Source organism: Polaromonas sp. P3_B4 (assembly GCF_056402835.1).
The window spans coordinates 1827161-1849837 of record NZ_JBFUGQ010000001.1 but is presented as its reverse complement, the minus strand read 5'-3'; the positions used below and the strand labels follow the sequence as shown (position 1 = coordinate 1849837).

Genomic DNA, 22677 nt, shown 5'->3' with positions numbered 1-22677 from the left:
GGCCGACGGGGCACTCCGCTCCGCGGCTGTCCTCCGCCCTGTGGGCTCCTCCTTTATGCCGCTGCGCAGAGCGCCCCATCGACCTGCGCCAGGATGGGCTGTTCAACCTTACCTTGTGAAATAAAACATGCATTTGCTCTCCACCCGCCCTGGCGGCCACGTTGAAGACGGTGGTCAGGGCGTGGTGCGTGTGGAGCAAACGCCGGGCGACATCGTGGTGCTCAGCGCGGCGGATACCACGCTGTCGCTGCTGGCCGATGCGGCGGGTGCATTGCCTGAAGGCTTTCCCACGGTCCGCCTGGCGAATCTGATGTGGCTGCGCCAGCCCGCTTCGGCCGACATGTATGTGGACGAGGTGCTGCAACATGCGCGCGTGGTGGTGATTGACCACCTGGGCGCTGCCAGCGACTGGGCCTATGTGGTGGAGCGCGTGCGCGAACTCGCACGCGAACGCGGCCAGTGGCTGGCGCTCTTCTCGGGTGACGCGAGTGAAGACTTGCAACTGCTGCTGCGCAGTACCGCCCCGCATGAGGACTGCCGCCAGCTCTGGCGCTGCCTGCGCGAAGGCGGCCGCGACAACGCCCATAACTTTTTTGAATTGATAGGCTATTCCGCGTTTGGCCTGGGGACTCGGCCCACACCGCCTACGGTGTTGCCACCGGCCATAATTTACGAATCGCTGGGTGCCCAAGCGTGGCAAGACGGTGCGCCGGTGGCATTGCTGGTGTTCTACCGTGCCCATGTGCAGGCCGGCAACACTGCGGTGTTTGACGCGATGCTGGTCGCATTGCATGATCAAGGGCTGAACACTGTGGCCGTGGCCGTGGATTCGCTCAAGAACCCCGCTAGCCTGGAGCTGTTGCAGTCGCTGGCCGCGCAACACGGCGTGGGCGTGGTGCTCAACGCGACCAGCTTTGCCATCACCGCACTCGATGGCGACGATGTGGACAGTGTGGACGGCGCGCAGATGGCCCCATTGGCTGGTGATGCACCGGTACTACAGCTCATCACCGCGGGCTGTTCCCAAGAGCAGTGGCAAGAAGACCCGCATGGCCTGGCCCCGCGCGACTTGGCGATGCAGGTGGTGCTGCCCGAGGTGGACGGCCGCATTGGCACCCGCGCCATCAGCTTCAAGGGCCTGGCGTGGCGTGACGAGCGCACCCAGGTGGACGTGGTGCGTTACCAGCCCGAACCCGAACGCATGGCCTTTGTGGCCGAGCTGGCGCGCCGCTGGTGTGTGCTGCGTGACAGGCCGAATGCCGATAAACGCATCGCACTGATCCTGGCCAACTACCCCAACGACGATGCCCGTCTGGCGAATGGTGTGGGCCTGGACACCCCGGCCTCCACGGTGGGCCTGCTGCGCGCCATGCAGGACGCAGGTTATGTCACAGGTGCCTTGCCCGAAGGCGGTGACGCACTGATCGCCGCGCTGGTGGCAGGCGTGACCAACAACCTGGACGCGAACGGCATCCGGCCGGCAGGCCAGAGTCTTGCCATGGCCGATTACCTGCAGGACTTCAACCAACTGGACCTTGCCAGCCGCGACGCAGTGAACGCGCTGTGGGGCTCCCCCGAACAGGACCCCATGGTGCGCAGCGGCCGCTTCATGGTCTCCGGCCTGCGCCTGGGCAACGTGTTTGTGGGTATCCAGCCCGCGCGCGGGCGTGACCTGGACCTGGTGGCGACTTACCACGACGCCGACCTGGTGCCCACGCACAACTACCTGGCGTTTTACTTCTGGCTGCGCCGCAGTTTTGCGGTGGACGCGGTGGTGCACGTGGGCAAGCATGGCAACCTCGAATGGCTGCCTGGCAAAAGCGTTGCGCTGGGCGCAGCCTGCTGGCCCGACGCCATCCTGGGCCCCTTGCCGCACCTGTATCCCTTCATCGTCAACGACCCCGGCGAGGGCAGCCAGGCCAAGCGCCGCACGCAGGCCGTCATCATCGACCACCTGATGCCGGCCCTGACCCGCGCCGAAACCTACGGCCCGCTGCAAAAACTCGAGCGCCAGATGGACGAGTACTACGAGGCCCTGTCACTGGACCCACGCCGCGCCCAACGCCTGCGCGGCGACATTCTGGAGCGCGTGCTGACTGAGAATCTGCACACTGACCTGGGCTTTGCCAAACCCGCCGATGACGCGGGCCGTGAAGCGCTGCTGCTGCGGTTGGACGCCTACCTGTGCGAGATCAAGGAGTCACAGATCCGCGATGGGCTGCACATCCTGGGCACATCACCACAGGGCCGCCAGCAAATCGACACGCTGGTGGCGCTGGCGCGTTTTCCAGGTGGTACGGCTGCCGGCCAGCGCAGCCTGCTGGTGGCATTGGCTCAGGATTTGGAGCTAGATGGTGTGGACGGCTTCAGCGTGTTGAGCCCCGAATGGGCTGCGCCCTGGAATGGGCCGTTCCCTGCGGTGTTGCAGGGCGTGAGTACCGAAGCTTGGCGTCATGCGGGCCACACACGCGAGCGGCTGGAGTTGCTGGCCCGGCAATTGGTGGCCAACCATGTGGTGGCCGATGCACCCTGGGATGCCGCAGCCTGGCCGCACACCGCCCCGGTGCTGCAGCGCATGCGCATTGTGTTGCGCCCCCGCCTGGACGCTTGTGGTCCGCAGGAGATTGCGCAGTGCCTGCGCGGCCTGTCTGGCAAGTTTGTGCCCGCCGGTCCCAGCGGTGCACCCTCGCGTGGCCGGCCTGACGTGCTGCCCACAGGCCGCAACTTCTATTCGGTGGACACGCGTGCCGTGCCCACACAGACCGCCTACGCCATGGGCGCCGCGGCGGCTGAGCGCGTGATTGAGCGCCACCTGCAAGACCATGGCGAGATGTTGCGCTGCCTGGGCCTGTCGGTCTGGGGCACCAGCACCATGCGCACGGGCGGCGAAGATATTGCACAAGCCTTTGCGTTGCTGGGCGTGCGGCCCAAGTGGGCCGACGGTAGCAGCCGGGTGGTGGACATTGAAGTGCTGCCCATGGCTATCAGGAACCGTCCGCGCGTGGATGTGACTTTGCGCGTTTCGGGTTTCTTCCGCGATGCCTTCCCCAATGTGATTGACCTGTTTGATACCGCCGTGCGCGCCGTGGCCGCGATCAGTGAAGAGGACGAGCCCGACGACGTGAATCCCATCCGCGCCCGGGTGCAGCGCGAAGCGGCCGAGGCACAGGCCAAGGGCTTGAGTGCAGAGGACGCCCAGCGCGAAGCCACCTGGCGCGTGTTTGGCCCGCGCCCCGGCGGTTATGGCGCTGGTCTGCAAGAGGTCATGGCCAGCGGCCGCTGGAACGACGGCGCCGATCTGGCTCAGGCCTATCTGCGCGCCGGCGCCTTTGCCTACGGGCAGGGCGAGCACGGCGCACCAGCGCGTGGCAGTTTCGAGCAGCGCCTGGCCGGTCTGGATGCCGTGCTGCACAACCAGGACAACCGCGAGCACGATGTGCTCGATTCGGACGACTACTACCAGTTCCAGGGTGGCATGGCGGTGGCAGTCGAACATCTGGCGGGTGCGCCCGCATCGCTGTATCACGGCGACTTCAGCGTGCCTGGTGCGCCGCGTATCCGCACGCTGGGCGAAGAGGTGGCGCGCGTGGTGCGTTCGCGCGCCGTCAACCCCAAGTGGCTGGAGGGCGTGCGCCGCCATGGCTACAAGGGGGCTTTTGAGATGGCCGCCACGGTGGACTACCTGTTTGCATTTGACGCCACCACAGGCGTGGTGGGCGACCACCAGTACGCGCTGGTGGCCGATGCTTATTTGCACGACGACACCAACCGCGCGTTTTTGCAGCAGCACAACCCCGGCGCACTGCGCAGCATTGGCGAGCGCCTGCTGGAGGCCATGCAGCGCGGCCTGTGGGAGGCGCCGGGCGACCAGCGCGAACGCATCGAAGACCATTTGCTGGCGCTGGAGCGCCGGCTTGAAGAACACGGAGAAGGACCTTTGACATGAGCACGACCATGAGCATTCCTGAACTGAACATTCCTGTTGAGCCCGCCACCCGCGCGGCCTTTCCCTTCACCGCGCTGGTCGGCCAGCCGCAGCTGCAGCTGGCTTTGCAGCTGGTAGCCATAGACCCCGGCATTGGCGGTGTGCTGATCAGCGGCCCGCGTGGCACGGCCAAGTCCACTGCGGCCCGTGCGCTGGCCGCGCTGCTGCCCGGTGCGCCCTTTGTCACCTTGCCGTTGGCCGCCAGCCTGGAGCAACTGGTGGGCACGCTGAATGTGGAAGACGTGCTGCGCGACGGCCAGGTGCGCCTGGCGCCTGGGCTGGTGGCGCGGGCCCACAACGGTGTGCTCTATGTGGACGAGGTCAACCTGTTGCCCGATGCGCTGGTGGATGCGCTGTTGGACGTGGCAGCCAGCGGCGTGAACACGGTGGAGCGCGATGGCATCTCAAAACAGCACGCCGCGCGCTTTGTGCTGGTGGGCACCATGAACCCGGAGGAGGGCGAGCTGCGCCCGCAGCTGCTGGACCGCTTTGGCCTCTCGCTGGTGCTGGCCAACCCGGTGGATGCCGCAGAGCGCACCGCCATCCTGCGCGCGCGCCTGGGTTTTGATGAAAACCCCGGGGCCTTGGGCGCGCAGCATGCCGAAGAACAAGGTGCGCTGAGCGCCGCATTGGTGGCCGCCCGCGCTGCCTTGCCACGCCTGATCTGGTCGGACGCGGTGCTGCACCATGCCGCTGCCTGCGCGATTGCCGCCGGTGTGGATGGCATGCGCGCCGATCTGGTGATGCTGCGCGCCGCACGCGCGCTTGCCGCGCTGGAAGGGCGCAGCGAAGTGTCTGTGGCCGATGTAGACGCTGTGGCTGAACTGGCACTGGCCCACCGCCGACCCGAAGGCAGTGCGACACCAGCGCCCGGCACCCACAGCGCACCACAGCAACCGCAACACAACCCGCAGCGCCTGCAAGACCCGCAAGCTGCTGCGTCCGCGCCCCAGGGCGATTGGGGCGCCTTGCCTGCCCAGCCCGAGGGAACGACCAAGGTTCAAAAAATTGCCGGGTGGCCGCCAAAAAAAGCCTAGGCCACCCCAGCCGCCGCCCGCGCAACGGGACTGGCAGCTGGCGGTGGCCTCCGCCCCAATCTCCCTCTGGAAGTTCAGCCGCGCCCAACGCACGGCAGCGCAGCAGTGCGATTGCCTGGCTGCCCACCGTCGTGGCCAAAGGCCCAGCGCCGTTGCAGCGCGCGCACCTGCGCCACCAGCCGGTCGCGCTGCGCGCCGGGCGCTTGCATTGCATCGTGCTCGACACCTCGGGCTCCATGCGTCAGCGCGGCCGTCTGGCGCTGGCCAAGGGCCATGCGGCCTTCATGATCGAGCAGGCCGCGCGGCAGGGCGACGATGTGGCGCTGTTGCGCTTTGGCGGGCAGGGTGTGGAACTGCTGCTGCCCCCTGGCCGCGCGCGTGCCGCCGGCAGCCAGCGCCTGCGCCCGCTGGGCGGTGGCGGTGGCACGCCGCTGGCCGAGGCGCTGTTTCAGGCTGACCGCCTGCTGCAACGCACGCTGCGCAAAAGTGGCCCCACGGAGTGCTGGCTGTGGCTGCTGACCGACGGCCGCACGCTGGAGCAACCGCAGGCGCCGTTGACCCCGCAGCACCTGGTGATTGTCGATTTTGACGATCCGAAAAAGAACCTGGGCCGCTGTGCCGCCTGGGCCATGCGCTGGGGCGCGGAGCACCGCCTGGCCATGGCCCCGAGTTACCAACCGTAAAAGATCGTCATGTCCGACACCGAAATCATTGTCTGCACCACCTGCCGCCCGTCGGGCGCCTCGCGTGAGCTGCCCGCCCATGGCCTGGCCTTGTTCGAAGCGGTTCAGGAAGCGCTGCTGGTGTGTGAGCTGGACACCGGGCTGCACAAGGGCCTTCAGGTGCGCGGCCAGGCGTGCATGAGCGGCTGCACCCGCGCCTGCACCGTGACCTTGCAAGCCCGGGGCAAATTCAGCTACTACTTTGGCGACCTGGCCCCCGATGCCGAGACCGCGGCCCAGGTGATTGCCTGCGCGCAACTGCACGCGCAGAGTGCCGACGGCAACCTGGCCCGCAACGCGCGGCCCGATCGCCTGCGCAGCGGTATCCTTGCCCGATTGCCTCCTGTTGGTTTGAACGGCCTGGGCTCGACATGAGCGGCCAAATGCACTAAGTTTGTTTTTTTCACCCCACCCACCCTCCCACTTACCTCAAGGAGAACGCCATGACTGAACCGACGACGCTGACCCACAACCCTTCTCACACCCTGAATCCCGGCCTGGCCGTGCTGCGTCCCCTGCTGGGCGCCGCCGCATTGGGCCTGGTGGTGCTGTACGGCGTGGCCTTTGCCGAAAGCCCGCTGGCCCACAACGCCGCGCACGATGTGCGCCACATCACCGTCAAACCCTGCCATTGAGCAGCACTTTCACCGGGAGACAGCTATGGTTTTTCAACGATTGATCTGGGCGGCGCTGGCCACTGCCGTGGTGGTGGGTAGCGTGCAAACCGGCGTGCAGCGCTGGCAAGCCGCCCCGCTGATTCTGGCGGCCGAGGTGTACGAGGAGCAAAAGGTGGAGGCTCCGGCGCCCGCCGCCGCTCCCGCTGCCCACGTGCATGCCGAAGGTACGGCCCCTCATACGCACGAGCACGGTGCTGCCAAGGAATGGGAACCCACGAACGGCGCCGAGCGCATTGGCTGGACCTGGGTGGCCAACATGCTGCACGCCTTCAGCATGGCGCTGCTGGTGTTTGCGGTGATGGGCGTGTGGCTTTACAAACGTGACGCACAACGCGGTGGCGCGGTGGCTTCACTGCGCCTGGCCGGTGTGGTGGCTGCAGCTGGCTGGTTGAGCTTTCACCTCTGGCCTTCGCTGGGTTTGCATGCGGAAGTACCCGGCATGGAAGCCGCGCCGCTGCAGGCCCGCCAGGTCTGGTGGGTGCTGGCAGTGAGCAGTGCAGCGGGTGCCTGCGCCGTAGCCGGTTTTGCGCGCGCATCCTGGCGCTGGCTGGTGTCCGCAGCCTTGCTGGCGCTGCCGTTTGTGGTGGGTGCACCCAAGCTTCAAGGTGATGCCCTGGCCGGTTTTGGTCCCGAAGCCCATGCCGCGCTGGAACAGCTCGGCACGCAGTTCATCTGGGCCACGACCTGGGTGTCTCTGTCGTTCTGGGTGAGCCTGGGCCTGGTCAGTGGTTTGGCCTTCCAGCGCTGGGTGCGCCCGGCTTTGCTGGCGGTACTGCAGCGCGCTGACGTGCCTGCTGTTGGCGCGGTGCAAGCTCCTCAGTGAATGGTGTGACGGGCTTTGTCTCCGCCGCCGATGCGGACCCGGCCGATGCGGCCCGGCCCGGCCACGCCTTCAGCACCGCTGAGCAGCAGGCGGTGTACCGGGTCATTTTCGAGCGGCGCGATATGCGCCACTTCAGCGGCGGCACGGTCACTGACGACATACTGCAGCGCTTGCTGTCGGCCGCGCACCACGCACCCAGCGTCGGCTTCATGCAGCCCTGGCGTTTTATTCGCGTGCGCAGCCGGCCTTTGCGCGAAGGTATTCACGCGCTGATTGAGCAGGAACGTGTGCTCACGGCCCGGGCCTTGGGCGAGCGCGAAGACGAGTTCATGAAACTCAAGGTGCAAGGCGTGCTCGATGCGGCCGAGGTGCTGGTCGTGGCCTTGCCACCGGGGCGCGAACAGCATGTGTTTGGCCGCCGTACCTTGCCCGAAATGGACCTGGCCTCGGCGGCCTGCGCCATCCAGAACCTCTGGCTGGCGGCCCGTGCCGAGGGCCTTGGCATGGGCTGGGTTTCGATTTTTGATCCGCAGCAGCTGGGCGGGTTGTTGCAGATGCCCGAAGGCAGCAAGCCGATTGCGGTGTTGTGCCTGGGCCCTGTCCACGCTTTTTACGACCAGCCCATGCTGCAGGCTGAAAAGTGGGCGCGCCGTGCCCCGCTGGCCGACATGGTGTTTGAAGACAGCTGGGGCCAGACCACCCCGCGTGAGCCGGAAGCCGGCTGAGATGTTCACGCACTGGGCCAGCCTTCATGCCTTGTCCGTTCCTGCTTCCATGGCAGGGCACACGGCGTGCGTGCTCGGTGTAGTGCTGTTGCTGGCTTTATGGGTAGACAAATCTTTCGGTGAACCACCCACAGGTGTGCATCCGGTGGTCTGGATGGGCAACTACCTTCGGGCCTGCGGAAGCATTACCGTGCGCTGCCCGCCCGGGCCGGCTTTTTTCCTCGGCACGCTGGCCTGGTGGGTGGGTGTGGCATTGGTGGGCGCAGCAGCCTGGGGAGTGCAGGCACTGGTGTTCTGGCAGCTCGCCGGCTACATCAAGGCGCCGGCCTGGGGCGCCGCCATCGACACTGCGCTGCTGGCCGCGCCGATGGCCTGGTTACTCAAATGCATGCTGTCATGGCGCATGCTGCGCGAAGAAGTCGGTGCGGTCGAACTGGCGTTGGGCCAGTCGCTGGAAGCAGGACGGGAGCGCCTCTCCTGGCTGGTCAGCCGCGACACCGCCCAGCTCACTGAAAGCCAGGTGCGGGAAAGCGCGATCGAGTCGCTGGCCGAAAACCTCAATGACTCTGTGGTGGCCCCGGTTTTCTGGTTTGCGTTGCTGGGTTTGCCGGGGGCGGCCATTTACCGCTTCGCCAATACGGCGGACGCCATGTGGGGTTACCGCGGCACCTACCGCGGCAAAAATTGGGAATGGGCCGGCAAGTGGGCGGCGCGCGCGGACGACGTGCTCTCCTGGTTGCCGGCACGCCTGACGGCACTGTTGCTGGCGTTGGCGGCAAGAGGCCTGCCGCTCAAGGCATTGCACGAAGAAGCCCGCAAGACCCCGTCGCCCAACAGCGGCTGGCCCATGGCGGCCATGGCGTTGGCGCTGGGTATCTCGCTCGGCAAGCCGGGCGTATATATCTTGAACCCCCAAGGGCGGCCACCTGAAGCATCGGACACGGCCCTGGCCCAAACCTTGGCCTCGAAGGCGGTGTTCTCCCAAACCTTGGTTGCCACTCTGGCGATGCTGTTGATGGCGCTGGCGGTATCGGCATGAGCACCAGCCTCGTCACCACGCGCATTCACGGCGGACCCGACGCGCTCGGTGTGCCGCTGCACGACTTTTCAACCAACAGCAATGCCTGCGGGCCTTGCCCTGCAGCGCTGACTGCCGTCGGCCAGGCCGACGCCACCCGTTACCCCGACGCCGGCTACACGCAGTTGCGCAGGCAACTGGCGGTCTTTCATCGTGTCGATGAGGCGCGTGTATTGCTGGCGGCCAGCGCCAGCGAATTCATCTTTCGCATGACCACCCTGGCCGCGCAGCAGGGCGCACGCGCGGTGTGGCTGCCACCGCACAGCTACGGCGATTACGCACAGGCAGCGGGGGCGCATGGCCTGGAGGTGGCCGACAAACCCGAGGATGTGCAGCTGCTCTGGGCCTGTGAGCCTTCCAGCCCATTGGGTGCTGCGCATCGCGGCCTGGGTGAGCTGGTTGACGGCCGGAAAGTGGTGGAAGTGTCAGCCCTTGTCGTGCTGGACCGCGCTTACGAGCCCTTGCGGCTCAGCGCTGTGCCCACGCTCACGCCGCAGCAGCTGCAAACCACCTGGCAGCTCTGGACGCCCAACAAGGCGCTGGGCCTGACCGGCGTGCGTGCAGCCTATGTGATTGCACCGATGGAACAAACGGACAACGCTGCAGCGCTGGAGCGACTCTGCCCCTCGTGGCCGGTGGGCGCGCATGGTGAGGCCATGCTGCAGGCCTGGGCAAGCGAAGAGGCACAGGACTGGCTCGCCGGCAGCCTCAACACCTTGCGCGAATGGAAAGCCCGGCAGATCAGTGTCTGCGAATCGCTGGGATGGACATGCCTGCCCAGCGACGCCAATTTCTTCTGCGCCCAGCCGGCCTTGCCCGAAGGCGTGAGCTTGCAACAGGCATTGTCCGCAGTGCGCACCCAGGGCATCAAGCTGCGCGACACGACGTCATTCGGTTTGCCCGGCCATGTGCGCCTGGGCGTGCAGCCGCCAGCCGCGCAGGATGCCCTGCACAACGCGTGGCAACAACTCTCCAGGACAAGTTCATGAGTGCAAAAAGTGTCATGGTGCTGGGCACCACCAGCGGCGCCGGTAAAAGCTGGCTGACGACAGCGCTGTGCCGCTACTACGCGCGCCAGGGGCTCAAGGTTGCGCCCTTCAAGGCGCAGAACATGAGCAACAACGCAAGGGTGGTCGCGCAAGGAGAGATCGGTAGCGCGCAATATTTCCAGGCCTTGGCGGCGAGAGCCGCACCCGACGTGCGCATGAACCCGCTGTTGCTCAAGCCCGAAAAAGACACACAAAGCCAGGTCGTGTTGATGGGCCAGGTGAATGCCGAACTCTCGCGCATGGAATGGCGCGGCCGCAGCGCCTCGGTCTGGCCGGTGGTGTCGCGGGCGCTCGATGAGTTGATTGCGGACAACGACGTGGTCGTGATGGAGGGTGCAGGCTCGCCGGCCGAGATCAACCTCAAGTCCAGCGACATCGTCAATATGCGCGCTGCGCAGCACGCCAATGCGGCCTGCCTGCTGGTGACTGACATCGACCGCGGCGGCGCCTTTGCCCACCTGTATGGCACCTGGGCCATGCTGGACGAAGCCGAGCGCAAACTCATCAAGGGCTTTGTGCTCAACAAATTCAGGGGCGATGCCAAACTGCTGGCGCCCGGCCCGCAAATGCTGCAGGACCTGACCGGCATTCCCACGGTGGCGACGCTGCCGATGTGGTGGCAACACGGCCTGCCTGAAGAGGATGGTGTGTTTGACGACCGCAGCACCGCGGCAGGGGAAGTCTCCACCACCGTGGCCGTGATTGCCTACCCGCGCATCAGCAACCTCGACGAATTCCAGCCCCTGAAAAATGTGCCCGGCGTACGCTTGAAGTGGGTGCGCAGCCCGGCCGACCTGGCCGGCGCCGACTGGATCATCCTGCCCGGCTCCAAGCACACCAGCGGCGACCTGGCCTGGCTGCGCGCGCAGGGGCTGGACCAGGCCATTGCCGCCCACGCAGGGCAGGGCGGCGCTGTGCTGGGCATTTGCGGTGGCCTGCAGATGCTCGGCGAAGCGTTGATTGACCCGCATGGCATCGACGGCAATGCACCCGGGCTGGGCCTGCTGCCGGTGGTCACCGTCTTCGAAGAAAGCAAAACGGTACGGCAGCGGCAGGCCCGCTTTGGTGCGTTGGACGGCGCCTGGGCGGCGCTGTCAGGCGTGGCCCTGCAGGGCTATGAAATTCACCACGGCCAGACCGCGCAGCACCCGGCGCTGGCCGCAGCGGGCGACACGGCCAGCGCGGTGATGGCAGAAGGCCTGGCCTGGCAGAACATTCGCGGCAATGTGTTGGGCCTGTACCTGCATGGCATGTTTGAAGACCCGGCGGTATTGCAGGCGCTGTTCGGCGCCACGGTGCCTACGCTCGACTCTGTGTTCGACGGCCTGGCCGACTACATCGGCGAGCATTTCACACCCGGTGTTTTGCAGTCGCTGATCAGCGGCCGCTGAGCGCTCGCAAGGGCGCTAGCCCGGCATCCGCTTCAAAGGCCCGAAGCAGGCCTGCAACGACTCGGCCTTGCACACAATGAACTGGTCCTGCTTGGGGCTGAACTGGATGAAGCGCACGACCGGCGGGTCCGACGCTTCGTGCAGGTCGCCTGAGCAGTCCCGCTTGCCATTGCTGTCGGTCACGGTGTCGGTGAGCCGGTAAAACCCTTGCGCGCTCGGCGCTGCGGATATTTCGTAGTCGCCTCGCGTGACTTCTTCGCCGCTGGTGTTAAGCCGGGTGCCCTTGACGCTGTATTGCCAGGTTTCGGTGCAGGCTTTTCCTGCCAGCGTCCAGCTCCAAGTGCCCACGAGAGGGTGGGGCGCAGGTGCCGGGGCGGATGGTGCGGGTTTGGCTGTCTGCGCAGCGGCAAGGCCGCAGAACAAGCTAATAAGGGCCAAACCGGTCAGCTTGCGAAAGGGGTGGCTCCCGGCCATGGAATGGGGATAGCTGTGTGAAAACTTCATGGGGTGATTATGAAGAGGCCGCAACGTGGCTTCCCCTGCGCAGAGCCATCCCTTTGTCGCCAGGTGTTATTTCTTAAGAAAAACAAGCCCTGAACCCAATGGAGACGGGCGCGAGCAGCTATCAAAACTGTAGCAAGTAGGGCTTCCCAGGGCTGCGCCATGCGTGAAACCCAGGCTATCGCGCCGGTCCGGGGCGTCGTAATATGGCACTTGTCATGCGCGGCGCATGGCCCTGTGGCCCCAAATGGCAGGCCATCGCCGGCAGGAAAAGAGAGATCTTTGGGGGCTTCGCCGCCCGTCCTGTCCCGAAAGGCTACACATGAAAAGCCATGCCGGCATCAACCGCATTTACCGCCTGGCCCGACGCGGCGCCAGTGCAACGGGCGGCTTCACACTCAATGCTGCCTGCAGCGCTGCATTGCTCCTGCTTGCCGGAGGTGCCCAGCAGGCCCAGGCCGCAGACGCCGCTAACGCCAGCGTGTCTGCGGGCGCCGCCAGCCTGGCCACGGTGGGCACCACCACCACGATCAACCAAAGCACCCAGCGGGTGGCCATTGACTGGACGACCCTGTCCACCGCGGCCAACGAAGCCCTGGTGTTCAACCAGCCCAACGCCCAGGCGATAGCGCTGAACCGCATCACCGGCAGCAGCCCGAGCGAATTCCTGGGCGGCCTCACGGCCAACGGCCAGGTGTTCATCCTCAACCCGAACGGCGTGCTGTTTGGCGCCGGCAGCCAGGTCAACGTGGGCGGCCTGGTCGCCTCTACGCTCAGCATGAGCAATGCCGACTTCATGGCCGGCAACCATGTGTTTACGGGCTCTGGTGGCTCGGTTGTCAACCGGGGCACGCTGAACGCGAGGCAGGGTGGCTACCTCGCCTTGCTGGCGCCTGAAGTGCGCAACGAAGGCGTGATGACCGCGTCCCTGGGCACAGCCTTGCTGGCCGCCGGCAACAAGATCACCCTGAACCTGGACAACGGCAACTTGCTGGGCTACAGCATTGACCAGGGTGCGATCAATGCATTGGCCGAGAACAAGTTGCTGATCCAGGCCCAGGGCGGGCAGGTCTTGCTGTCCGCCAAAGCCATGGACAGCCTGACCACGGCCACGGTGAACAACACCGGTGTCATTGAAGCCAAAACCCTGCAGAACAAGGCTGGGCGCATCCTGCTGATGGGCGACATGGAGACCGGCACCGTCAATGTGGGCGGCACGCTGGACGCCAGCGCACCGAACGGCGGTGACGGCGGCTTTGTCGAAACCAGCGCGGCCCACGTGAAGGTGGCCGACGGCACCGTCATTACCACACTGGCGGCCAATGGCAACCACGGCACCTGGCTGATAGACCCGACCGATTTCACCGTCGCCGCGGGCAGCGGCGCGCTGACCGGCAGCGGCATAGGCGCGGGCACCCTGGCCGCCAGCCTCAACCTGGGCAATGTGGCGCTGGCGACCAACAATGCCGGTGGTACGGATAACGGCGACATTCACGTCAACGCGGCCTTCACCTGGAACGCGGGCACCACGCTGACCTTGAGCGCCTGGCGCAATATCAACATCAACGCGTCCATCACCTCGCAGCACGCCAATGGCAAGCTGGCACTGGAATACGGACTGGGCGCCATCAATGCGGGGAACACTGCAACGTACAACGTCAGGGCGACAGTCAACCTGCGGGCTGGCGACAACTTCAGCACCCGGCTGGGCAGCGACGGCGTCACCGACCCGTACAAAGTCATCACCAGCCTGGGCGTGGCAGGCAGCACCACCGGCACCGACCTGCAGGGCATCAACGGCAATCCCACCGGCAACTACGTGCTGGGCGCCGACATCGACGCGAGCGACACGGTGAACTGGAACGCCGGCGCGGGTTTCGATACCCTGGGTGGCGTCGGCGCGCCGGGTATTTTCGAGGGGCGTTTTGACGGCCTCAACCACAAGATCCGCAACCTCTTCATCAACCGCCCGGGCGACAACTTCGTGGGCCTGTTCGGCCTTACGCAGAGCACCAGCATCCAGAACCTCGGGCTGGTGGGCGGCAGCATCACCGGCGCCGACTTTGTGGGCGCCATCGCGGGGCAGGGCTGCTGCACCACCTTCAGCAATGTCTACAGCACAGCATCGGTTCAGGGCAACGACGAGGTTGGAGGCCTGGTGGGCGAACTCAGCCAGGGCGGCATCACCGACGCGTACGCCAGCGGCGCCGTGAGCGGCGCCGACAAGGTGGGCGGACTGGTCGGCAGCTCGCTGGACGGCATCATCACGCGCGCCTACAGCACCGGCCGCGTCACTGCCACCGGCATGGCAGGCGGGCTGGTGGCCGAACAGGTTGGAACGGCAGCGACAAACAACAGCTATTGGGACATTGGCACTTCTGGGCAGGCCACCAGCGCGGGCGGCACCGGCAAGACCAGTGCGCAGCTGACGCAGGCCAGCACTTTCAGCGGCTGGGACATCGCCACCCAAGGCGGCTCCACGGCCACGTGGCGCATTTATGAAGGCCAGACCGGTCCGCTGCTGCGCAGCTTTCTGCAGCCGCTCGCGCTGCCCGACACCAGCGTGGCCTACAACGGTGCGCAGCAGTCGGGCGCCGGTGCGCCGGGCGTCACGGCCGCCAGCGGCACCAACCCTGGCAGCTACTTCGCCTGGTCGGACCAGGAGGGCTACGACATCACGGGTGGCACGCTGACGATTTCGGGTGGCAATTTCCTGATCGACGAGGCCTACCGCAGCGCGATGATCTACCTGGCCGGCGTGAACCGCTCCGCGAACCCCCGCATCGGCCTCAGCCCCGACGCCCAGGTCGATGCCCTGAGGACGGCCGCCGCCGAAGCCGGCAACACGGGTGAAGACGAGTAAGTGTCAAGCTGGCGGTGGAGGACAGGAAACGCTTCTCGTCATGCGGTACCACCCAGGAAGTCAGGAAGTGACTGGAGGGGTGCTATGTTTTTTATAGCTGCTGGCGCACGTCTGTATTGCCTGTAGGCGTGATTTCTTGGTCAAAAATTGCCAACAAAATGGGATTTTTGGGATCTACGCACCCCGACAGGGCTGGAAAACAGCGCTAAACGTTTTTTTCAGCCAATTCCGGCCTGTTCTTTAATGCAAAAAGTGCCTCCAGCGCAATATGGACGTGCGCGAGCAGCTATTAAAAACATAGCGTCAAAATCCCCCTCCAACACGCGCGGGCATCGTTGGTTCCCGCACCCGCGTAGGTACGCCGGTGTTGAAACGCCACATGCAGTCGTTTCCCCATGCATTTCGGGGGTAATTCAAGGATACTTATGGTTACCTTCACGGGGCCCTTGTTACCCCGCTCGCCCAGGCGGTAGCCGGATTTCCTGACCTTCCGAAAAGACTCCCATGAAAAGTCACGCCAGCATCAACCGCATCTATCGCCTGGTCTGGAACGCCGCGCTTGGCCTGTGGGTGGCCGTGGCTGAAACCGCCAAAGGCCGAAGCAGGGGCGGCTCCGCGCGCAGCGGTGTTGAAGTTGCTTCCGCCGGCCCTCGTGGGGGCCTCGTTTTTGTCCTGCATGAACGGTGCCGCGCTGCCGTGGTCATGCTGCTGGCGATGTCCGTCTTTAACTTGCAGGTGCATGCTGCCGATGCGCTGAATTCCACCGTGGTGGTGGGCAGCGGCAATGTCAGCACCAGCGGCGCCACCACCACGATCAACCAGGCCAGCCAGCGCCTGGCGATCGACTGGACGCATCTTTCCACCGCGGCCAATGAGGCGCTGGTGTTCAACCAGCCGAATGCGCAGGCCATCGCGCTGAATCGCATCACCGGCAGCAGCCCGAGCGAATTCCTGGGCAGCCTGACGGCGAACGGCCAAGTGTTTATCCTCAACCCGAACGGCGTGCTGTTTGGTGCGGGCAGCCAGGTCAATGTCGGCGGCCTCGTGGCTTCGACGCTTTCCATGAGCAATGCTGACTTCATGGCCGGCAGCACCACGTTTGGCACAGACCCCGGCCAAGCTGGCACCGGCAGCAGCGCCGGCAAGGTTACCAACAAGGGCACGTTGACGGCTGCGAATGGCGGCTATGTGGCCTTGCTGGCGCCCGAGGTACGCAACGAAGGCGTCATCCGGGCCATGCTGGGAACCGCTTTGCTGGCAGCGGGCAACAAGATCACCCTGAACCTGGACAACGGCAACTTGCTGGGCTACAGCATTGACCAGGGCGCTATCAATGCCTTGGCTGAAAACAAGCTGCTGATCCAGGCCAATGGCGGCCAGGTGTTGCTGTCCGCCAAAGCCATGGACCAGCTGACCACGGCGACGGTGAACAACACCGGTGTCATTGAAGCAAAGACGATCCAGAACAAGGCCGGGCGCATCCTGCTGATGGGTGACATGGAGACGGGTACGGTCAATGTCGGCGGCACGCTCGATGCCTCGGCTCCCGATGGCGGCAATGGCGGCTTTGTCGAAACCAGCGCCGCGCATGTGAAGGTGGCCGACAGCGCCAGGGTCACCACGCTGGCTTCCGCCGGCAACACCGGTAAATGGCTGATAGACCCCAACGATTTCACCATCTCCGCCGGGGGCGACATGACGGCCGCAGCCGTCGCGGCCGCTTTGACTGGCGGCAACTTTGAAATCCAGACCGCCACCATGGGCACGGCCGGCGGCAACGGCGACATCCACGTCAACCAGGCCATCAACCGGACGGACAACAACACCTTCACGCTGACTGCCGAGCGCGACATCAACATCAATACCGGCGCGAACATCACCAAAACCAATGCAGGCGCGGCCGGTATGACCATGACCGCCGGGCGCAACATCCTCCTCAACGGCAATATCGGTGTGGGCGGGCCTTCCACAACTCTTTCTGTGACGGCCAACGCCGTCGGCGATATCACCGGCGTGGGAACCCTGAACCTGAACGGCGGTGCGCTGGACATGACGGCCGGCGGCAGCATCGGCGGCACCGACGGTCTGGGGCAGATCTTTGCCGGCAGTTTGAAGCTGAAAGCCACCACGGGTGAAGTGGTCATGAATAGCGGCGTGGACTGGCAGGGTTCTTCCTTCGACCTGTACGCGGGTACCAACATCCGGGGAAATGCCGGCGCCGTCAACGCCACCATGAGTGCCCCCGGCGGCAGTTTCACCGCATCTGCGGGCAACACGGGTAATGGCCGAATACGCATCAACAGCTTCTCCAATGCCATAGGCACGCTCAACCTGACCGCCCTGGGGACAGGCGGAGGTGGCCAGGTCGACTTTTTGAGTGCCTCAGCCATCGCCAACGCTTCCATCACGGCAGCCCAGGACGTGAACGTCAGCGCGACTGGCAGCCTCAACCTCAATGCCCTGACCCTGACGGGCGCCAACCAGAACGTCAGCCTGGCGGCCGGCGGTGGCACGCTAACGACGCTGGGGGCCTTGAACACCGGCGCAGGCAACCTGACCTTGTCGGGCGGCTCTATTTCCCTGGGCGGCGACCTGGGCGCCAAAGACCTCAGCCTGACCGCAACAAGCGGCCTGAACATCAACAGGAACCTCACGGCGACGGGCAACCTGGCGCTCACCGCGAGTAATGCGGCCATCCAGCAAACCGCCGGCGTCCTGGTCGCGGGCGGCACGACGACCGTCAATGCCGGCGCGGGTAGCGTCAACTTGAGCGGCCTCAACAATTTCAACGGCGCAGTCAGCGTCAGCAACCTGGGCGTGAACAACGTCGCGATCAACAACGCGGGCGGTGCGCTGACCCTGGGCACTGTGTCGGTCGGCAGCGGCACGCTGAGCCTGAGCGGCAACAACATCGCGCAGACGGGCGCGATCACGCAGGCCGCCGGCGCGGGCGCGGTGACCATCAACGGCGGCGCCAGCGCGATAGACCTGAGCAACGCGAGCAACAATTTCACGGGCGCGGTCGGGCTCAATAATTCCGGCAACAACGCCGTGGCCATCCGGAATGTGAACGACCTGGTGCTGGGCCCATCCACCGTGGGCGGCAGCCTGACGGCAACGTCTGGCACCGGCTCCATTTCGCAAGCCGGTGCATTGAACGTGACGGGCGCCTCCACGTTCACGCTCAACGGCACCAGCAAGGACGTGTTGCTGGGCACTTCGGCCAATACCTTCGGCGGTGGCGTGACGGTCAATGGCAGCGGCAGCGTCAGAGACATGGCCTTCCGTTATGGCAGCGGTTTTGCCTTTCCCACCACGCCCACCTACTCCGGCATCCTGACACTGATCAGGGACGTCGGAGCCATCAACCTGGGCACGCAAACCTTCAGTGGCGGCCTCGCGCTGACGGCGGGCGGGGGCATCAACCTGTTCGGCGGTACGCTGCAGACGGGCGGCGCGCAAACTTTCAACAGCGCGGTAACGGTTGCCGGCACCGTCAGCCTGGTCAGCACCGCCGGTGGCATCACATTCGCCAACACGGTCGACGGCGCGAACGCGCTGAGCACCACGAGCGCCGGGCCCACCAATTTCAATGCGTCGGTGGGTGCCACCACGGCGCTGACCAGCTTGAGTGTCAATTCGGGCGGCGCCATCAACGTGCAGACCGGCGCCACGCTGCGCACGGGCGACCTGATGCTGACGGCAGCGGGCGGCATAGGCAACGGCACCGGTGGTGCGGCAGCCATCGATGCGGCGCGCCTGAGCGCCATCAATTCAGGCAGCGGCCATATTGCGCTGTCGCATGCCGGTACAGGTACGCTGGTGGTGACAGACCTGGGGCAGGGCGATGGCATACAGAACAGCGCAAGCGGCGCCAACGTCAGCCTGGCGGCGGCCAACGGCAGCATCCAGGTGCTGGGCAGCACGGTCAGCGCGGTCGGCGGCAACGTTGTGCTTAGCGCGGCTGGCGCCAGCGCGACGCATTCGGTGGAGATCGTGAACAACGGCGCTACCCAATCGAACGTTACTACCACCGGCACAGGCAACATCACCATCAACGGCAACCTGACGAGCGGCGGCGCCAGCGCCACCGGCGGCTCGGCGGGCGGCGTGGTCGTCACCAATTCCAACATCACCGCAGGCAACGGAGTCATCACCATTTCGGGCGATGCGGGCTGGCCTTCCGGTTTACCGCAAGTGTCACGTGGCGTGCGCCTGGATTCGGGCGCGAAAGTTACCGGCGCCGGCAACATCAGCATCACGGGCCGGGTCGGCAGCAGTTCGCTGGCCACCAGCAAAGGCCTGCAGTTGGCCGGCGGGGCGGAAGTTTCCAGCACCGGTGGAGACGTTGCGCTCACTGGCACGCTAACCAATCATTCCATCCTTGATGGTACGGGCCTGCATGTCAGCGGCAAGGTGCAGTCCGGCGCCAGCAAAAAAATCACGCTTACGGGCTCGGCTACGGTGGGCGGTAGCGCAGGCAAGGGTGTGCTGATCGATGGGGCGGCGGAGCTGCTCGCGGGCACGGGTGGTTTGACCATTGTGGGCACCACCAGCTCCGCGACCACTGCCACCAGCGTCGTCGGCACATCCATCACCGTCAGCATTGGTGGCGTCAGCCCCATTGTCAGCTCCACCGGTGCAATGGACATCACGGGCACCCTCGACGGGGGATCTATCGTCGGAGGCTCCGGCTTGGTCATGGAGGGCGGCACCATCAACTCCAATGGCGCGAACATCGTTTTGCGTGGCTCCGGCGTGCCTGCGCCTGCGCCTGTGGCTTCCCGTGATGTCAATCTCAGCGGTACGACGGTCACCAGCGGTGGCGGTGAAATCCAGATTATTGGCAACCGGGTCCAGATTGACAGTACGGTCAATGCAGGGGCCGGCCGTGTGGTGATTGCGCCCTTTAGCACCAACCGGGAGATCACGCTCTCGTCACCGGTGGGGGGTATTGAAGCCGTAACACTGAATTTGAGTACCACTGAGATCAACAACATCACGGCGGGGGTGTTGCAGATCGGTACCCTGACGAGCACGGGCGGCATTGAGATTGGTGGTGCCATAACTGCCGCACCGGGACCCTTGCCGGTCATCAGTTTGCTCAATGCCAGCACCATCAGCCAGACGGGGGCCATCAGTGTTGGCAAGCTCAACGCGGTAGGCTCCTCCGTGACCCTGACCAACGCCGGCAACCAGATCGACGAGATCAGCGGGCGCTCTACCACCGGCGCATTCGCCGCCACCAGCAGCAAGGCTGCGCCGCTCACGGTTGGTACGGTTGACGGGTACACAGGCATCAACTCGGGCAGCAACGCCACCACGCTCACCAACCTGAACGGCGCCATCGCGCAGACCCAGGCCATTGTGGCCAGCAGCTTCACCGGCAGCGGTGTGGGTGGCGTCAATCTCAACCTGGCTGCCAACCAGATCGGCGCCTTTACGGCGACCAATAGCGGCGCGGGCGATATCGTGCTGCGCAACGGCATCAACACCACACTCACGTCCCTCACCAATACCGGCACCGGCCGCATTGACGTCGACAACATCGGCACGGTCACGCTGGCGTCAAGCGGCATCACCAGCAGCGGCACGGCCACGGGTACCACCGCCGGCACAGCGGCGGTGCGCGTCAAAGGCTCGCAGGGCATTGTGGCCAGCGGCGCGGCTCCGCACATCAGCAATTCGGCGGGCGGCTCGGTCTACCTCGACGGCGGCGCAGGCAGTGTAGGCACCAGCCCCGCCGGTGCGGTGGGTATTTCCGCTGCGTCCGTCACTGCGGTGGCGGCAGGCGGCGCCTCGCAGGTCAACCTGAGCCTGGCCAACGGCGGCACGCTGGAAAACATCTTCGCGGCGGGCAGCGTCAATGTCACGGCCACGACCGGTAACCTGGCGGTCAAGACGGTGTCGAGCAGCTCGGTCAGCCTCAGCGCCGCGGCCGGCGCCATCACCGACGCCAACGGCGCGGCGAACAACATCTCAGGGACGTCTCTGACTGCTTCCTCACAAAACGGCATCGCGCTGGGTACCAATGTGAGCGGTGCGCAGGCGCTGAGCACCACGGGCGCAGCCGGCGACATCACCATCACCGCCGCCAATGCCATCGACACCAGCAACTTCAGCGTGAGCACCAACGCGGGTTCCGCCCAGACCGTCAGCCTGGCTTCGAATGCCGGCATTACGGTGGGCGGCGCGTTCGGCAACAGCCAGGACAAGCTCAAGCTGATCACGACCGGCGGCAATATTGCCGTCAACGGCGCGCTGACGGCCAGCGAACTCACGCTGAACACCGCCGGTACCAGCACCCAGAGCGCGGCCATCACTGCCACGGGCCTGGAACTGCTGGGCACCGGCAGCCATACGCTGAACAATGCAGGCAACGCGGTGACCACGCTGGCCGGCAACACCGGCAACGTCAGTTATTCGCAGGCCGGCGCGCTGGCCATCGGTACCGTCAACACGGCAGGGTTGACCGCCAGCGGCAAGGTGCTGGTGCGCGCCACCGGCGCGGCGGGCGACATCACGCTGAACAATGCGGTCACCTCAGGCAGCGCGGCGAACGACTCGCTGGTGCTGGCCGCCGGGCGCAACTTCATCAACAACGCTGGCGCCACACCGCTGAACCCGGGCGCGGGCCGCTTCCTGGTGTATTCAACCGATCCGACGGCCAACACCATGGGCGGCTTGGCCTCTACCGGCAACGCCTTTAGCCGCACTTATGCGGCCAATGCGCCCACCGATGCTTCCATGACTTCGCTCAGCGGCAACCGCATGGTATACAGCGTGACGCCGGTGCTCACCATCACGGGTGACAACCAGGCCAAGGTCTATGGCGCGGCCGACCCGGGCCTGACTTACACGCTGAATTCCGGGCTGGTGGCCGGCGACACGGCCGCAACCGCGCTGGCCGGCCTGCTGGCAGCGCCGACGGGTTCCGCGGCCTCCGCAGGCACGCATGCCATCACCCAGGGCACGCTGGCTTCAGCCCTGGGCTACGGCATTGCGTACACCAACGGCACCCTGACGGTGGGCAAAGCCACGGTGAGCGTGACGGGCATGGCGGCCAACAACAAAACCTACGATGGCAGCGCAACAGCGACCCTCGGCAACGTCGGCACCCTGACGGGCCTGGCCTACGGCGAGCTATTGACCCTGAATTCCACGGGTGCCAGCTTCTCCGACGCGAATGCCGCCAACGGCAAGACCGTGACCGCCACTTACGGCCTGGCCAACGGCGCGGGCGGCCTGGCCAGCAACTACCAGCTGGCGGCGGCGCCCGTCACGGCGACGGCCGACATCAACAAGGCCAACCTGAGCATCACGGCCAACAATGACAACCGGACCGTGGGCGCCGCAGCCTATACCGGCGGAAACGGCGTGAGTTTCAGCGGCTTTGTGGGCGGCGAAACGGCGGTCGTGCTGGGCGGCGCGCTGACCTACGGCGGCAGTTCGCAAGGCGCGAGCGCTATGGGCAGCTACGCCATTACGCCCGGGGGCTACAGTGCCGGCAACTACGCGCTGGCCTATGTCGACGGCGTGCTGACCATCAACCCGGTAGCAGCGCCTGCGCCGGTGCCGGTAGTGCCAGGCGGCAGCCCGGCAAGCGACGCTTATCTGAGCGCGCTGCGGAACATCGCGAGCCTTGGCGCTTCAGGTGACGGTGGCGGCGCGCAGGGTGGTGGTGCGGACCCCAGTGACGCCCTGAAAGCCGCCGCTGCCGAAGCCGGAAATACGAACGAGGAATAAGCCCACCCCCGTCCAGCCTCACTTCGTGTAGCCTGTTCTCAGGGGGCGGCGCCTGCGGTCTGGCAAAGCCAGTCCCGCGA

13 protein-coding genes are annotated in these 22677 nt (G+C 65.6%); 12 read left to right on the top strand and 1 reads right to left on the bottom strand.

What is annotated here, in order from left to right:
- Positions 1 to 127 precede the first annotated feature (127 nt).
- The 10 genes from cobN to AC1DVV_RS08785 all read left to right on the top strand — a co-directional run bounded on the left by cobN (position 128) and on the right by AC1DVV_RS08785 (position 11487).
- The gene (cobN, locus tag AC1DVV_RS08830; protein WP_477702176.1) at positions 128 to 3946 is read left to right on the top strand and encodes a cobaltochelatase subunit CobN; all 3819 of its coding nucleotides are present in this window, start codon (positions 128 to 130) and stop codon (positions 3944 to 3946) included.
- Positions 3943 to 5022, top strand: coding sequence for a magnesium chelatase ATPase subunit I (locus tag AC1DVV_RS08825; RefSeq protein WP_477702175.1), 1080 nt, complete (start codon positions 3943 to 3945; stop codon positions 5020 to 5022). Before cobN ends, AC1DVV_RS08825 begins: the two co-directional genes overlap by 4 nt.
- A gap of 131 nt (positions 5023 to 5153) precedes the next feature.
- On the top strand, positions 5154 to 5705 hold the full coding sequence (locus AC1DVV_RS08820; protein ID WP_477665813.1) for a vWA domain-containing protein: 552 nt from the start codon (positions 5154 to 5156) through the stop codon (positions 5703 to 5705).
- Positions 5706 to 5714: 9 nt separating this feature from the next.
- A complete protein-coding gene (locus tag AC1DVV_RS08815) occupies positions 5715 to 6119 on the top strand; it encodes a DUF1636 family protein (protein WP_477702174.1) in 405 nt (134 codons plus the stop codon).
- A 68-nt stretch (positions 6120 to 6187) separates the two neighbouring features.
- Complete coding sequence (locus AC1DVV_RS08810) at positions 6188 to 6379, top strand: CbtB domain-containing protein (RefSeq protein ID WP_457280507.1); 192 nt, start codon at positions 6188 to 6190, stop codon at positions 6377 to 6379.
- 25 nt (positions 6380 to 6404) lie between these two features.
- Entirely contained in the window at positions 6405 to 7244 is an 840-nt protein-coding gene (locus tag AC1DVV_RS08805) for a CbtA family protein (RefSeq protein WP_477665814.1), read from the top strand.
- 92 nt (positions 7245 to 7336) lie between these two features.
- Positions 7337 to 7969 carry a 5,6-dimethylbenzimidazole synthase gene (gene bluB / locus AC1DVV_RS08800; protein ID WP_477666036.1) on the top strand — a complete coding sequence of 211 codons (633 nt, stop codon included), beginning with the start codon at positions 7337 to 7339 and terminating at the stop codon, positions 7967 to 7969.
- Between the two features lie 49 nt (positions 7970 to 8018).
- On the top strand, positions 8019 to 9008 hold the full coding sequence (gene cbiB, locus AC1DVV_RS08795; RefSeq protein ID WP_477666037.1) for an adenosylcobinamide-phosphate synthase CbiB: 990 nt from the start codon (positions 8019 to 8021) through the stop codon (positions 9006 to 9008).
- Positions 9005 to 10036 carry an aminotransferase class I/II-fold pyridoxal phosphate-dependent enzyme gene (locus tag AC1DVV_RS08790; protein WP_477702173.1) on the top strand — a complete coding sequence of 344 codons (1032 nt, stop codon included), beginning with the start codon at positions 9005 to 9007 and terminating at the stop codon, positions 10034 to 10036. The genes cbiB and AC1DVV_RS08790 overlap by 4 nt, the downstream gene beginning before the upstream one ends.
- Positions 10033 to 11487 carry a cobyric acid synthase gene (locus tag AC1DVV_RS08785; RefSeq protein ID WP_477702172.1) on the top strand — a complete coding sequence of 485 codons (1455 nt, stop codon included), beginning with the start codon at positions 10033 to 10035 and terminating at the stop codon, positions 11485 to 11487. The genes AC1DVV_RS08790 and AC1DVV_RS08785 overlap by 4 nt, the downstream gene beginning before the upstream one ends.
- 15 nt (positions 11488 to 11502) lie before the next feature.
- Here the strand turns inward: AC1DVV_RS08785 and AC1DVV_RS08780 are convergent, their stop codons facing one another.
- Positions 11503 to 11991 (bottom strand): hypothetical protein, encoded by a 489-nt coding sequence (locus AC1DVV_RS08780; RefSeq protein ID WP_477702171.1) that lies wholly within the window; start codon positions 11989 to 11991, stop codon positions 11503 to 11505.
- Between the two features lie 319 nt (positions 11992 to 12310).
- On the opposite strand from AC1DVV_RS08780, the gene AC1DVV_RS08775 reads away from it, so the two are divergent.
- Together AC1DVV_RS08775 and AC1DVV_RS08770 are read left to right on the top strand one after the other, a co-directional pair.
- Complete coding sequence (locus AC1DVV_RS08775) at positions 12311 to 14851, top strand: two-partner secretion domain-containing protein (RefSeq protein ID WP_477702170.1); 2541 nt, start codon at positions 12311 to 12313, stop codon at positions 14849 to 14851.
- Between the two features lie 504 nt (positions 14852 to 15355).
- Positions 15356 to 22597, top strand: coding sequence for a two-partner secretion domain-containing protein (locus AC1DVV_RS08770; RefSeq protein ID WP_477702169.1), 7242 nt, complete (start codon positions 15356 to 15358; stop codon positions 22595 to 22597).
- Positions 22598 to 22677: the final 80 nt, after the last annotated feature.